At 52.0% G+C, this 13173-nt stretch carries 15 protein-coding genes; all 15 read left to right on the top strand.

Going from position 1 to position 13173, the window contains the following annotated elements:
• The 15 genes from BLS62_RS00145 to BLS62_RS00075 are packed head-to-tail and all read left to right on the top strand — an operon-like array spanning nt 1 to nt 13151.
• Nucleotides 1-876: an ATP-binding protein gene (locus tag BLS62_RS00145; RefSeq protein WP_143521459.1), complete on the top strand. Its 876-nt coding sequence runs from the start codon at nt 1-3 to the stop codon at nt 874-876.
• Nucleotides 866-1072 carry a hypothetical protein gene (locus tag BLS62_RS00140; RefSeq protein ID WP_093174855.1) on the top strand — a complete coding sequence of 69 codons (207 nt, stop codon included), beginning with the start codon at nt 866-868 and terminating at the stop codon, nt 1070-1072. Before BLS62_RS00145 ends, BLS62_RS00140 begins: the two co-directional genes overlap by 11 nt.
• Nucleotides 1065-1316, top strand: coding sequence for a hypothetical protein (locus BLS62_RS00135; protein ID WP_143521457.1), 252 nt, complete (start codon nt 1065-1067; stop codon nt 1314-1316). Before BLS62_RS00140 ends, BLS62_RS00135 begins: the two co-directional genes overlap by 8 nt.
• Nucleotides 1317-1332: 16 nt before the next feature.
• Nucleotides 1333-2094 (top strand): hydrogenase nickel incorporation protein HypB, encoded by a 762-nt coding sequence (gene hypB, locus BLS62_RS00130; protein WP_093174845.1) that lies wholly within the window; start codon nt 1333-1335, stop codon nt 2092-2094.
• Nucleotides 2081-5836, top strand: a complete 3756-nt coding sequence (locus tag BLS62_RS00125; RefSeq protein ID WP_093174841.1) for a proton-conducting transporter transmembrane domain-containing protein — start codon at nt 2081-2083, stop codon at nt 5834-5836. Before hypB ends, BLS62_RS00125 begins: the two co-directional genes overlap by 14 nt.
• Nucleotides 5833-6789, top strand: coding sequence for a respiratory chain complex I subunit 1 family protein (locus tag BLS62_RS00120; protein ID WP_093174837.1), 957 nt, complete (start codon nt 5833-5835; stop codon nt 6787-6789). Before BLS62_RS00125 ends, BLS62_RS00120 begins: the two co-directional genes overlap by 4 nt.
• 11 nt (nt 6790-6800) lie before the next feature.
• Nucleotides 6801-7232, top strand: coding sequence for an NADH-quinone oxidoreductase subunit B family protein (locus tag BLS62_RS00115; RefSeq protein WP_093174832.1), 432 nt, complete (start codon nt 6801-6803; stop codon nt 7230-7232).
• Nucleotides 7232-7741: a 4Fe-4S dicluster domain-containing protein gene (locus BLS62_RS00110; RefSeq protein WP_093174827.1), complete on the top strand. Its 510-nt coding sequence runs from the start codon at nt 7232-7234 to the stop codon at nt 7739-7741. Before BLS62_RS00115 ends, BLS62_RS00110 begins: the two co-directional genes overlap by 1 nt.
• A complete protein-coding gene (locus tag BLS62_RS00105; RefSeq protein WP_093174822.1) occupies nt 7738-8220 on the top strand; it encodes a hypothetical protein in 483 nt (160 codons plus the stop codon). The genes BLS62_RS00110 and BLS62_RS00105 overlap by 4 nt, the downstream gene beginning before the upstream one ends.
• The gene (locus BLS62_RS00100) at nt 8217-8786 is read left to right on the top strand and encodes an NADH-quinone oxidoreductase subunit C (RefSeq protein WP_093174818.1); all 570 of its coding nucleotides are present in this window, start codon (nt 8217-8219) and stop codon (nt 8784-8786) included. Before BLS62_RS00105 ends, BLS62_RS00100 begins: the two co-directional genes overlap by 4 nt.
• Nucleotides 8786-9874, top strand: a complete 1089-nt coding sequence (locus BLS62_RS00095) for a hydrogenase large subunit (RefSeq protein WP_093174813.1) — start codon at nt 8786-8788, stop codon at nt 9872-9874. The genes BLS62_RS00100 and BLS62_RS00095 overlap by 1 nt, the downstream gene beginning before the upstream one ends.
• Before the next feature lie 30 nt (nt 9875-9904).
• Nucleotides 9905-10186, top strand: coding sequence for a HypC/HybG/HupF family hydrogenase formation chaperone (locus BLS62_RS00090; RefSeq protein WP_093174808.1), 282 nt, complete (start codon nt 9905-9907; stop codon nt 10184-10186).
• Complete coding sequence (hypD, locus tag BLS62_RS00085; RefSeq protein ID WP_093174803.1) at nt 10173-11324, top strand: hydrogenase formation protein HypD; 1152 nt, start codon at nt 10173-10175, stop codon at nt 11322-11324. The genes BLS62_RS00090 and hypD overlap by 14 nt, the downstream gene beginning before the upstream one ends.
• Nucleotides 11325-11343: 19 nt before the next feature.
• On the top strand, nt 11344-12393 hold the full coding sequence (hypE, locus tag BLS62_RS00080; protein ID WP_093174799.1) for a hydrogenase expression/formation protein HypE: 1050 nt from the start codon (nt 11344-11346) through the stop codon (nt 12391-12393).
• A 29-nt stretch (nt 12394-12422) separates the two neighbouring features.
• Nucleotides 12423-13151 (top strand): HoxN/HupN/NixA family nickel/cobalt transporter, encoded by a 729-nt coding sequence (locus tag BLS62_RS00075; RefSeq protein WP_093174794.1) that lies wholly within the window; start codon nt 12423-12425, stop codon nt 13149-13151.
• The last annotated feature ends 22 nt before the right edge of the window (nt 13152-13173 follow it).

Genomic DNA, 13173 nt, shown 5'->3' with positions numbered 1-13173 from the left:
GTGAAGTGGCCAACTAAGACCGAGCTCTTTGGAAAGCAATCTAAAAATGCGGGTGAACTAATGAAAATAGCAGTTGCGGGCAAGGGCGGTGTTGGGAAGACAACTTTGACAAGTATGTTGGCCCGCTCGTTTGCGAAAGAAGGCATGAGAGTTCTCGCGATCGATGCGGATCCTGATGCGAATTTGGCTGGTGCTTTGGGGGTTAGTCCCGAAAACCGTGAGAAACTCGTTCCTATCGCCAATATGAAAGATCTGGCCATTGAACGCACCGGCCATGGCAGCGGGTATGGCGGCTTCTTTGTTCTAAATCCTACCGTCGATGATCTGCCCGAAGCGTTGTCCATCAAACACGAGGGCATCAGAATTCTGTCTTTAGGTTCTATTCGTCATGGTGGATCTGGTTTCGTTTGCCCCCAGCACACCATTGTTCGTGCGTTGATGAACCATATTCTGCTGAAAGAAAATGACCTTGTCCTGATGGATATGGAAGCGGGCATCGAACATCTGGGTCGGGGCACGGCAGAGGCCGTTGATCTGCTGATCATCGTTGTGGAGCCCGGCCGCCGCAGCTTGGAAACAGCTGCACAAATTGAGCGCTTAGCCAAAGATCTGGGCATCGAAAACCTAGCTTATGTGGGGTCAAAGCTGCGCGATAGTGCGGACATGGACTTCCTCTCCAACGCTTTGCCAAATGAACGTTTTCTGGGTGGTATTCAGTTGAGTGATGCGATCCGAACAGCGGATTTAAATGACCTGTCTCCTTTCGATCAGGACGACGCCCCTCTGTCGCAAATCAAAGACATCCAATCCCGAATTCAGGCTCTGGGTGCAAAAATAAACGCGAAGGCGAACACCCATGTGCCTGATGAAAATTAATTGCCTCGATGACGAGGGTCAGAACCAACGGTTTGAAAACATTACTGCAGTGAAAACAACAGCAGACGGGTTGGTGGTTGAGACGCTTTTGGACGGAACCAAACATCTGCCGGGCAAAACCATAGTGGGTGTCGATTGCTCGCAAGGTGAAATCTATATCGCTACCTTTGCTACGAAAGATCAGCCCCATGCATAGCCATTCACAGAGGACGAACTCGGCGGTGGTGTCCACCACTGAGCGGACCAGCAAACTCATCTTGCACTGGGCTGATCATTTGAAAGGTCATGAAGATGAGCTGGATCAGCTTATGCAGTCTGCGCATTTGCCAAACGAGCAACTGAAAGACCAGCTGGGCGTCGCCAAATCCAAAATGCAGGAAGCAACACTGCTTCTTCTCACTGTAGCCGAAGCCCTTTCTGGCTCCGCACTTTCAGAATGAAACAAGGATAATTGACATGTGTGGAAACTGTGGCTGCGCACCCCAACACCAACACACTGGACCATCGACAGCAGATTACGTGATCGACCCGGTTTTAGAAGTTGAAGTACTGGAAGATATTCTGGCGAGAAATGACCAGACGGCTGCGGCTGTTCGCGAGAAACTGACCGAGCAGGGCACTTTAGGCCTGAACTTGATGTCGTCTCCGGGCTCCGGCAAGACCCGGCTTTTGGAAGAAACTGCAATTCGCCTCGGAGCTGCAAAGATGGCGGTGATTGAGGGCGATCTGGAAACGGAAAATGATGCAGATCGCATCCGCGCGCACGGTGTGCAAGCCTATCAGATTACCACTGGCATGGCGTGTCATCTGGAAGCGGGAATGGTGGCCAAGGGGCTAGACCATTTGCAGTGGCAAGGTGCGGACCTGCTGTTTATTGAAAACGTGGGTAATTTGATTTGCCCGGCAACCTTCGACCTGGGCCAGCACCTTAATGTGGTCCTGCTGTCCACCACGGAAGGGGCTGACAAGGCGGAAAAATATCCTGTCATGTTCCAGTCGGCTGATTGTGTCCTCATTACCAAATCCGACCTTCTTCCTGTGCTGGATGACTTTGATATGGACACCGCTCGGCGTTGCATTCGAAGGATCAACCCAAAGACTGAAATTCTGACGCTTTCAAGCAAAACCGGCGAAGGCGTGGAAAGTTGGTTGGACTGGCTTGGCACCAAACTCACGGTTTTACGAACAGAAGGTCAGGTAGATCATGCACGTCTCTGAACCATCTCTGTTCCAACCAATAATGGCCTATCTCGGTGTCACCATTTTGATGCTGGGTGAGATCGCTGCACTTCTGGTCTGGCGTGATCTCAAACGGGTTTTGGTCCTGTCAACGATTGCAGAAATCGGGTTCGCCCTCATTGGTTTTGCGCTTAGTGAAACCGGTGAGTTGGGCGGAGGTATGCACATTGTGTACCAATCCATTATGCGCTTGCTGGTTATAGTGGTTGCGGCCCGCATGGCGGCAAAGGCCGGTGGTTGGCAACTAAAAGATTTGCGCGGCGCAGGCAGAACAACACCGCTTTACGGTGTTTTGTTTGCGTTTGGCATGTTTTCCCTGCTTGGGCTTTCACCGTTCAAAGGGGCGATGAGCCGTTTCTTGATCGTCAATGAACTTGTGGCCGGGGGCTATTGGGTTCTGGCTGTTTGCGCAACACTTGCCAGCATTCTGGCTAGTATTTACGCGATCCGGCTCATTCAAGGTATTTGCTTTGCAAACCCTGTCAACGTGAGTTCCCCGAAAACCCAAAGTGGAACAGGCATCTGGCTGGTCAGCAATGCGGTTTTGCTGGTTCTGGGAGCGCTCACCGCGTTGATGAATTTCTTTCCAGAGCCTGTGGCAGAAATCGCGGCGGTTATCTTCCAACTAACTGCACGCATGCCCCATGTGGAAGGGCCGTGGCCTATGTTGTCCACGTTGCCTTATGCGGGCGCGTTTGTCATTCTGGCTCTCGGATTTATCTCGACCCGCGCACGTGATGGCGTGGCTATTACGTTAGCAATTGTGACCCTAGGAATAGTTGCTACTGCAACAGGTGTCGACCCACTTTCCTATTTGTTCGCGCTGTTGTTTGCAGCTGTCATGGTGGCTGTCACCATCTACTCAGTCGCGTATATGAGTCATGAAGGCGATACACGGCTTTACTTCTTCTTCCTGTTTTTGATGAGCGGTAGTTTGATCGGCCTAGCTGTGGCAGAGGATCTCGGTTCCTTCTACCTGTTTTGGGAATTGATGACCTGGTCCAGCTATCTGCTGATCGTTCAGACACGGTCTGAGGAAGCTCTTGCAGCAGGTCAGCGTTATTTCATTATGTGCGTGGGTGGTGCCTACGTGATGCTGTTGGGTATTGTCTGGCTGGGACTTGAAGCTGGAGGCTTTAGTTTCGAGGCGGTTTATGCGCACGCCGCAGCTCTGGATACAACAACTGCAACCATGATCGGGTTGTTGCTCTTTACTGGCTTTGCTGTGAAAGCTGGCCTTGTGCCGCTGCACAGTTGGTTGCCTGTTGCTCACCCTGCAGCACCGTCTCCTGTGTCTGCTCCGCTTTCGTCCATCCTGACTAAAACAGGCATGCTTGGCACTTTTAAATTGATTGTGCTTGGTCTTGCGTTGGTCAACCTTCCCAGACTTGGATTGACCATCAGCCTGATCGGCGTTTTGTCGTTGCTGTATGGTGAAATCATGGCGTGGCGTCAAACTGACCTAAAGCGGATGCTGGCCTATTCCACCATCGCTCAGGTGGGCGAGATTATGGCGTTGATCGGGTTAGCGACAACACTGTCCGCCACCGCTGGTCTTGCTCATATTCTGACCCACGGTTTCATGAAGACATTATTGTTCCTTGGGGCAGGTGCTCTTATCTACCGGGCCGGATCGCGTCAGATTTCTGATCTCGCTGGTATTGGCCGGTCCATGCCGGTGTCTGCCGTGATGCTTACAGTTGGCCTATTGGCCATCATGGGGTTGCCGCCATTCGCGGGTTTTTACAGCAAGTTCATGATGATCTACGCCAGCATGGATGCGGGGATGCCTGTTATCGCAGCGTCGCTTCTGCTGGGTGGGGTGATTGGTGTTCTTTACTATGGCCGCCTGATCCGGGTTATCCTGTTTGATAAAGTCCAGGAAACATCAGCGCCTGTGAGCGCAGCACCACTCTTGATGCAACTGCCGTTAGTGGTCTTGGCCGCAGCGCTTGTGGTCAGTGGCCTTGCTCCTGAGTACTTCCTCGGCCTTGCTACTGAGGCAGGTCAATGGGTGACTGGAGCAAAAGGTGTTGCCCTCACATTGGATGTGACGTGGCCACTTGCCGCCATAACTTGTGCTGTTGGTGCTATTGTCATTTACGTGCTTGGTCGTCGTTCCGACACCCTTGCGGGGGTCTTGGCCGTACTGACAATGGTTGGTGCAATTCTGGCACTGTACATTGAGCGGGCACAATTTGGGGCTTTGTCTCTGGGGTTCGTGGTGATTGTCACTGGTCTGGGCTTGCTCAATATTTTGCACACCATTGGCTATTTTCAGCATCACGGGCATCGGATCGAGCGGTTCTTGGCCAGCTTCATTTTGATGATAGGTGGCCTCATCGGCATGGCACGGGCCGACGACCTGTTCAGCTTTTTCTTCTTCTGGGAGATCATGAGCAGCTGGACGCTCTACTTCGCTATTATTCACGATGAAACCAAGGAGGCTCTGCAAGAAGGCTTCAAATATTTCCTGTTCAACATGATCGGGGCGAGCTTCCTGTTCTTTGGTGTCGCCATGTTGGCTGTTGGGGCCCAAGCTCTGGACTTTGACAGTGTGCGTGCCGCTGCACAGACAATGCCTTTGTGGCAACTTGGGTTGGGGCTTGGAAGTGTTTTGTTGGGCGTGGCTATGAAAGCGGCCATGCTGACTGTGCGGGTAGATTATCAGATGCATCCGGCAACAGCACCAACACCTGTCTCTGGCTATATCTCCGCTGTGCTTTTGAAAAGCGGTCCTTTGTTCGCTTTTAAGTTTCTCTTCCTGATTGGAACCGGGGTTCTTGCAAGTCGGTTTGGGGTCGTGTCCGGTTTGGATCCGTTCAGCTACTCTCTGGCAATTATTGGGGCCGTAACAGCGCTCTACGCCGGCATGATGGCGGTTATTCAAACAGGCATCAAACGTCTGTTGGTTTACTCCACCGTTGCTCAGCTCGGCTATGTGATGTGTGCTCTCTCACTGGGGGACTCGCTTAGTGTTGCAGGCGGTCTGGCGCATCTTGCCAACCATGCTCTGCTCAAAAATACATTGTTCCTTGCAGCTGGCGTTATCCTTGCCCAAGCCCATGTAACCTCTCTGGATGATCTTGGCGGGTTAGCGAAACGCATGCCGATCACCTTTGCGATGTTCCTGTTTGCCGGGTTGTCTCTTTCTGGCATGCCACCGTTCAATGGACTGGGCTCTAAATGGCTGATTTATGAAGGTGCAATGCTTTCTGGTCATCCGTTCATTGCCTTGATGTTGATGGGGGCGAGCCTGACAACTTTGGCGGCCATACTTAAATTTGCTCACGCTGCGTTTATGGGTGCGCCGTCACCTCAGTCAGAGAAAATGTCAGAGGCGTCCTGGACAATGTTGGCACCAATGCTGGCAATGAATGCAATGTCCCTGATGATCAGCATCTTCCCCGGCCTCCTACTTGTACCGGTGTCACGATTGCAAGCTGCAATGGGCCTTGAACCTGTGCAAGCAACTTGGTTTGGGCCATTACCCGGCCTTTATGGCTGGCACCCGTTGGCATTGATGATCCCGCTTTTGGCGGTCATGGCTCTTGGGTGGTCCCTGATGAAACTGTCAGGCCTACCTGTCAGACGAGTTCATGCACACACGTGCGGTGTAGATATCAGACCGCACCAGACACGGGTTGCTGCCGGAAATCTTTACGCAACGCCAGACCGGTTGATCCGCAAAGTTCTGTTTGTTCGAGGAGACGGCAAATGAGTGGCTATTTCCCCATTGAGGCAATTGCCTCAGTTCTAGCTGCAAGCTTCTTTGGTGTTGCTTTCAGCCTCCTGTTGAAAGGCGTGGATCGTAAACTGATTGCGCGTTTGCAGGCGCGGCAGGGGCCTCCTCTTGTCCAGCCGTTCTACGATGTTTCAAAGCTGTTGCAGAAACAGATCCTGATTCCAAATGACGCTCATGAACCGTTGTTTTTGGGAGTGCCATTGATTGGTGTGGCTTCCATGGTGCTGGCCGTGTGCCTTCTGCCAATTCCAGGTTGGAGCTCTCTTTCAATAGGGGGCGACTTGCTGGTTCTGCTCTATCTCCTTGCAGTGCCCGGTATCGTAATCATGCTAGCGGGGTCATCTTCCGGGTCTGTCTATGGATCTTTGGGCTTCTCCCGAGAAATGTCATTGATCCTGGCTTATGAAGGCCCGCTGCTGTTTGCTTTGACATCAGTAGCGGTGTTCGTAGGTCAATCCACGGGTTCATTTGCGGTGTTCTCGCTCAGCGAAATTGTTGCCTACCAGAAAGCCAATGGTCCTTTGTTGCTGGAGCCACTGATGTGGCCTGCGCTTCTCACCTACCTTGCGTGTCTGCCAGCTACATTGGGCGTCGGCCCGTTTGATATCGCAGAGGCTGAAACAGAAATTCTGGAAGGTCCATTGATCGAGTACTCCGGCCCACCGCTTGCCTACTTGCAGTTGATGCAGGCTATGCAACGGCTGGTGGTGCTTGTTCTTGGTGTTGTGTTGTTCATCCCCAACGGGCCTGACGGAATACTCGGTCTGATTGTGATGATGGGCAAAACAACACTGTTTGCCATGGTTGCCATCACTTTGCTGCGCGCTTCCATGGGCCGAATGCGCATCGATCAGGCATTCGGCTTTTTCTTCACCTGGCCAGAAGCTCTTGGGCTTCTTGGTCTGATCGCAATCATCACTTTCGTGTAGAGGCAAAAACAATGTTAAAGAATTTACTCCCCTCTGCTGCACGTTCTCCCTGGCTTTACAGGATCAACGCGGGGTCTTGTAACGGGTGTGATGTGGAGCTTGCGACCACCGCATTGATCCCACGTTATGACGTTGAGCGTTTAGGCTGCAAATACTGCGGTTCGCCCAAACATGCCGATATTGTGCTCATCACCGGACTGATGACCAGACCGCTTTATGACAAAGTTATGCGCCTTTATGCGGAAGTGCCGGAACCAAAAGTGACTGTTGCCGTGGGCATTTGCCCGGTGACTGGGTGTGTTTTTGCCGACAGCTACCATGTGGTTGGGCCCGTTGATAAGCATATCCCTATCGACATCAATATCCTGGGCTGCCCCCCGCGGCCTCAAGCCATTGTTTCTGGACTGGCTGATGCCATTGAGCTTTGGAAAGAGAGGATCTGATGGGCTTCCTGAAGAAAATTATTTCCAACTTGCTGAAACCGCCAAGAACAGAGGCCTTTCCCTTTGCTCCTCCACAAACGCCAGCCTCTTATCGCGGCAAGGTGGTTGTAACAGCTGAAAAATGCGTTGGGTGTTCCACCTGTGCCAGAGTTTGCGTTTCCAGTGCCATCGACCTTGTGGAAGAGAAGGACGGTATTGCTCTGACCATCTGGCACTCCAAATGCACCTTCTGTGGTCTTTGTGCCTACTACTGTCCAACTGATGCCATGACTGTGACCAACGAGTGGGACTTAAGCCACCGAAACGAACAGAAATTCGCCATCGCGGACACCATCGTTGCTAAATATCAGGTGTGTGTGGATTGTGGTGAGGCACTGATGGTGCCGCATGGAGGCGTAATCTCATCCTCCATCATCGGGCATGAACGTTTGAACCAAAAAGATGCTCCGCGATGCAATAAATGCCGCCGTGTGCAGAAAGCCCGACAGATCGCGGGAGTGCGGATATGAACCCCCTGATCGAAACCATCAGGCCGCTCTGTGGGCCATACGCTACGCCAGCAGAAGGGTTGCGTGTGGACGTCGATCCAGCTGGTTCAGCATCGATGTGGATGCAGTTGGCGCACTCAACTCAGTTTTTGGAGTTTGCGACCAAGATGCAGGAAGTCGGATGTCGCCTTGCAACGGCGACAGTGGATAGCCCTGATCAGGAAACAGCGAAGGATCGGCGCGAGATTACCTATAATTTCATGCTGGAAGAGCTGCCTCTGACCGTGAAGGTCATCGTGGAAGAACGCGCCATCGCGAACACAATTGTCGCAAATTATGAGGCGTGTGTGAGCTGCGGTGAGACACTGATGATGCCTCAGGAAGGTGTCACCTCATTATCTATCATCGGGCAGGAGCACATTACGCAAAAAGATGCTCCGCTTTGCAATAACTGTTGCCGTGCACACGATGCCCGGCAAGTCGCGGGAGTGCGGATATGAAACATCTGATCGAGACCATCAAACCGCTCTGTGAGCCTTATGCTATGCCAGAGGAAGGCGTGCGTGTGGATGTGAGCCCAGCTGGTTTGGCGTCTACTTGGATGCAATTTGCGCAGCCCAGTCAATTTTTCGAGTTTGCAACCAAGATGTATGAGGTTGGTTGCCGCCTTGCTACGGTGACTGTGTACCGCCCGGACCCGAAAGGCGCACCTGAGCGTCATGAGATTGCCTATCACTTCATGCTGGAAGGGTTGCCTTTGACCGTGAGGGTCATTGTGGAGGCGGGCGAGACTTTGCCGTCTGTCACCAGCTTGTTCCCCAATGCAGATTGGGAAGAGAGGGAGTTGATGGAGCTGTCGGATGTCGTGGTTACGGGACATCCCGATCCGCGCCGTCTCTTTCTGGATGAGAGCGTGGATGCAGGTGTGTTTGATCGCTACGTTCCGTTCTCAGAACTCACAAACCTTGCCAATGCGGATGGTGTTTGGAACCGAATTCGCGAAGAAAGTCGTGCCAAAGATGCGGCTGAACAAAAGACTGAGACAAACGACAAGGAAGCGATGTAATGACCACCGAAACCTTCGAAGTCCCAGTCGGACCGCTGCATGTCGCTCTTGAAGAGCCGATGTATTTTAAGCTCGATGTTCGAGGCGATACAATTCAGAACGTTGACATCTTTGCTGGTCACCTGCACAGGGGGATTGAACAGATCGCGCTGAATAGGAACTTCTTTCAGTGCATCATTCTGACAGAGCGCCTATGTTCTTTGTGCTCTAATTCTCACCCGGCAACTTACTGCATGGCAGTTGAAAACATCGCCGGGATCGAAATTCCACCTCGGGCGCGCTACATCCGCGTGATTGCCGAGGAAGTGAAGCGCATAGCGTCTAACACCTTCAATGTTTCTCTTCTGGCCCATCTGGTGGGCTTTGACACCTTGTTTATGCACCTGATGGAACTGCGCGAAATTGTGCAGGACATTAAGGAGGTGCTCTGGGGCAACCGCATGAACCTGGGCGTCAATGTTATTGGCGGTGTTCGTGTCGATCTTGATCATGACAAAATCACTTATCTGAAAACCCGCTTGGATGAACTTGAACCACAGCTGCGTGAAGCCTTCAATTTCATTGAAACGCACAGTTCCATTGCCAGACGGACCAAAGGCGTTGGTATTCTCGATCATGACCATGCAAGACGATACGGTGTGGTCGGCCCAGTAGCCCGTGCCGCGGGGGTGGGAAATGATGTGCGAGTGACAGCGCCGTACTACGCTTTTCCTGAGCTTGAAATGGAACAACACCTTTTGCCGGATGGGGATGTGTATTCCCGTGCAGTGGTGCGCACGCGTGAAGTTTTAACCGCGATCAGCCTAGTCCGACAGTGTGTTGATCGTCTGCCAAAAGGGGATCTCGGTATTGGTTATATGCCTCATGTTCCTGTTGGTGAAAGTGTGGCCCGCAGTGAGGCCCCTCGTGGAGAGTTGATCTACTATCTGCGCACGGACGGAAGTGATGGTCCTGCACGCGTGAAATGGCGTGTTCCGTCCTATCCAAACTGGGAAGCTCTGCGTGTGATGCTCCGCCAGGCGGATGTGGCTGATGCTGCGATCATTATCGGCTCCATTGACCCGTGTATCGCCTGCACCGAGCGCTAAAATGCACGCGTTAACAAGAGGACCGAACTGATGTGTCTGGCTATTCCAGCTGAAGTTGTAGAGATCAGCGAAAATGCGAGCACAGGTATCGTGTTACTGGGGGGCGTTCGAAAGAGCGTCTCTTTAGCGCTCCTTGATACAGTAGCTGTCGGGGATTATGTGCTGCTGCATGTTGGGTTTGCTTTGAGCAAGATCAGCCCAGAAGAAGCGGCGAAAACACTTGCCATAATGGAAGATGCTGGCATGTTGGAGAAGGGTACCTCTGAAGCTGCTGAGGGCGGATCTCAAGGAGGCACTGATGCGCTTTCTTGATGATTTTCGTAATCGCGAAAAAGCTCTCCACCTATCTGCAGAAATAGCGGCAGCCGTTGAACCAGGCCGTCGCTATGGTCTGATGGAATTCTGCGGTGGCCATACCCACGCGATCTTCCGCTATGGCCTGATGGATCTGGTGCCAGAGGACGTAACCTTTTTGCACGGACCGGGTTGCCCTGTGTGTGTTCTTCCAGCTTCGCGCATTCAAATGGCGATTGAACTGGCGGAAGCGGAAGGGGTGATTTTGTGTACTTATGGCGATGTGATGCGTGTGCCTGCAAAAAAGGGCACGAGCCTGATCACAGCTAAGGCAAAGGGTGCCGATGTGCGCATGGTGTATTCCATCACAGATGCTTTGCGGCTGGCCCATGAAAACCCGGAGCGTGAAGTCGTGTTTCTTGCCATTGGGTTTGAAACGACGACCCCGCCAAGTGCGGTTGCCATTCTGCATGCTGCTGCCGAGGGCCTGACGAATTTCTCGATCTTATGCAATCACCTGCTCACACCCGCAGTCATACGCTTTATCCTTGAGTCAGCAGGGCTTGGCGTCACCAATGCCAGTCGGATTGATGGGTTTTTAGGGCCCTCTCATGTGAGTGCTGTGATTGGGGCCGGGCCTTATGCGCCACTGGCGCAGGCATTCAACAAACCTGTGGTTGTTGCCGGATTTGAGCCGCTGGACGTTCTGCAATCTACTTTGATGTTGGTGCGGCAGGCGAACCGGGGAACAGCAAAGGTTGAAAACCAATATACCCGCGTTGTTTCGCAGGAAGGGAACCTCAAGGCGCAACAGATTGTTGAACGTGTTTTTGAAAAGCGCGGGTCTTTTGAATGGCGGGGTTTGGGAGAGGTACCAGACAGCAGTCTGCAGTTAAAGCAAACCTACCTTGCTTATGATGCGGAGCATCGGTTTGCCTTGTCTGAACAAGCGATCAGCGATGTGAAAGGGTGTGCTTGTCCAGCAATTTTGCGGGGCGAGAAAAAGCCAACAGATTGCAAATTATTTGGCACGGTTTGCACCCCAGATAATCCACGGGGTGCGTGCATGGTGTCCTCCGAAGGGGCATGTGCCGCCTATTGGTCCTATGGCCGGGTTCGCCATGAACATCCCCATGCGAACACCTCCCATCATTGAGTTTAGTGAGATCCATAAGATGACCGATAAGAATAAACGCTTTCCGTTCTCGCTAGATATTCGCAATGGGCGAGTGGACATGACACACGGTGCAGGAGGCCGGGCAAGTGCGCAGCTCATTGACGAAATTTTCATGCGCCATCTGGACAACGAATGGCTGCGACAGGGCAATGATCAAGCCCTGTTTAGCGTACCCGCCGGGCGCATGGTTATGTCGGTTGATGGCCATGTTATCTCGCCCTTGTTCTTCCCCGGTGGAGATATAGGTTCACTTTCCGTACATGGCACCATCAACGATGTAGCGATGTCAGGCGCAAAACCACTCTATCTTTCCGTTGCTGTTATTTTGGAGGAGGGGTTTCCGCTCGAACAGTTGGATCGCATCGTGCAATCGATGGGTGCTGCTGCACGGGACGCAGGGGTGAACATCGTAACCGGTGATACCAAAGTGGTTGAGAAGGGGAAGGGCGATGGCATCTTTATCACCACAACTGGGGTTGGTTTGATTCCCGATGGAGTCTGCCTATCAGGAAACAAGGTCGAGCCGGGCGATGTTATTCTGACCAGCGGTTCCCTTGGAGATCATGGCGTCGCTATCATGTCTAGCCGAGAGAACCTGCAGTTCGAGACAACTATTCAATCTGACAGCGCTGCTCTGCACGGCTTGGTGGAAACCATGATTGGTCAGTGCCCACAAATCCGCTGCCTGCGTGACCCAACACGAGGCGGATTGGCTGCGACTCTGAATGAAATTGCCCACCAATCATCCGTTGGAATGCGTTTGAAGGAAAATGCCATTCCAGTTAAAGAACAAGTGAAGGCAGCCTGCGAGTTACTTGGGCTAGATCCGTTGAACGTTGCCAATGAGGGCAAACTTGTCGCGTTCTGTAAGCCTGATCAAGCACATGATTTACTCTCTGTCATGAAAGCTCATCCATTGGGATCTGATGCAGCCATTATTGGGGAAGCTGTTGTTGATGACCGGCACCTCGTGACTATGCAAACCGATTTTGGGGGCACCCGCATTGTTGAATGGCTCTCGGGCGACCAATTACCCCGTATTTGTTAGTGCGCAAAAATAAGAAGGTTTAAAACACGATGAATTCATATTTGATGCTGGGTTTTCTGATTGGCATGACCCACGCTTTTGAAACAGATCATTTAGCCGCTGTTGGTACGCTGGTCACGTCAGGCAAAAACTCCCCGCGCCGTATGGCTGCTTTAGGGGCTGCTTGGGGATTAGGCCATACAACGACACTTTTTGTTCTTGCTGTTTTTGTAATAACGTTCGGCTTCGTTCTCAGTGAATTGATGACCAACACTTTGGAATTTTTTGTTGGCTGTATGCTAATAGCGCTTGGCCTTCACGCACTTTGGAAACTAAAGAAATCTGGTATCCATTTTCATAGGCACACACACGGAACTGGCCCACAACACATTCATGCACACCATCATGAAACGAAGGAAGCTCATAGTAAAGACGCGCATGATCACGAGCATGTCTCCCGTTTTTCACTGAAATCCTATGCGATTGGTTTGGTTCATGGTGTTGCTGGGACAGCAGGATTGCTGGTTCTTGTGACTGCTTCAACACAGGATCCAATGATGGCATTGCTGTATGTTCTGTTGTTTGGTTTAGGCTCTGTATTTGGCATGGCTTTCCTCACCTTCGTCATTTCCTGGCCGATCCAATTCGGTGCACGATTCACAAAGAATCTTATGGGCGGCCTTCAAGTCGTAACGGGTTGTCTTGCTATTGTTGTTGGTATCAAAATCACAGTCGATACCGGGTCCCTCATTCTTGGAAGTCTAACTACAGTGCTTTGACACTTAGAGGGCATTCTTCCCA

Origin of the sequence: Pseudovibrio sp. Tun.PSC04-5.I4 (assembly GCF_900104145.1) — a bacterium.
GTDB lineage: Bacteria > Pseudomonadota > Alphaproteobacteria > Rhizobiales > Stappiaceae > Pseudovibrio.
The sequence above is the reverse complement of the archived record's forward strand: the minus strand, read 5'-3'. Positions and strand labels throughout refer to the sequence as shown.

Bases quoted from the DNA above. Each gene is read 5' to 3' on its own strand.
- BLS62_RS00140 (WP_093174855.1), top strand. From the start codon at position 866: ATGAAAATTAATTGCCTCGATGACGAGGGTCAGAACCAACGGTTTGAA.
- BLS62_RS00135 (WP_143521457.1), top strand. From the start codon at position 1,065: ATGCATAGCCATTCACAGAGGACGAACTCGGCGGTGGTGTCCACCACT.
- hypB (WP_093174845.1), top strand. From the start codon at position 1,333: ATGTGTGGAAACTGTGGCTGCGCACCCCAACACCAACACACTGGACCA.
- BLS62_RS00125 (WP_093174841.1), top strand. From the start codon at position 2,081: ATGCACGTCTCTGAACCATCTCTGTTCCAACCAATAATGGCCTATCTC.
- BLS62_RS00120 (WP_093174837.1), top strand. From the start codon at position 5,833: ATGAGTGGCTATTTCCCCATTGAGGCAATTGCCTCAGTTCTAGCTGCA.
- BLS62_RS00115 (WP_093174832.1), top strand. From the start codon at position 6,801: ATGTTAAAGAATTTACTCCCCTCTGCTGCACGTTCTCCCTGGCTTTAC.
- BLS62_RS00110 (WP_093174827.1), top strand. From the start codon at position 7,232: ATGGGCTTCCTGAAGAAAATTATTTCCAACTTGCTGAAACCGCCAAGA.
- BLS62_RS00105 (WP_093174822.1), top strand. From the start codon at position 7,738: ATGAACCCCCTGATCGAAACCATCAGGCCGCTCTGTGGGCCATACGCT.
- BLS62_RS00100 (WP_093174818.1), top strand. From the start codon at position 8,217: ATGAAACATCTGATCGAGACCATCAAACCGCTCTGTGAGCCTTATGCT.
- BLS62_RS00095 (WP_093174813.1), top strand. From the start codon at position 8,786: ATGACCACCGAAACCTTCGAAGTCCCAGTCGGACCGCTGCATGTCGCT.
- BLS62_RS00090 (WP_093174808.1), top strand. From the start codon at position 9,905: ATGTGTCTGGCTATTCCAGCTGAAGTTGTAGAGATCAGCGAAAATGCG.
- hypD (WP_093174803.1), top strand. From the start codon at position 10,173: ATGCGCTTTCTTGATGATTTTCGTAATCGCGAAAAAGCTCTCCACCTA.
- hypE (WP_093174799.1), top strand. From the start codon at position 11,344: ATGACCGATAAGAATAAACGCTTTCCGTTCTCGCTAGATATTCGCAAT.
- BLS62_RS00075 (WP_093174794.1), top strand. From the start codon at position 12,423: ATGAATTCATATTTGATGCTGGGTTTTCTGATTGGCATGACCCACGCT.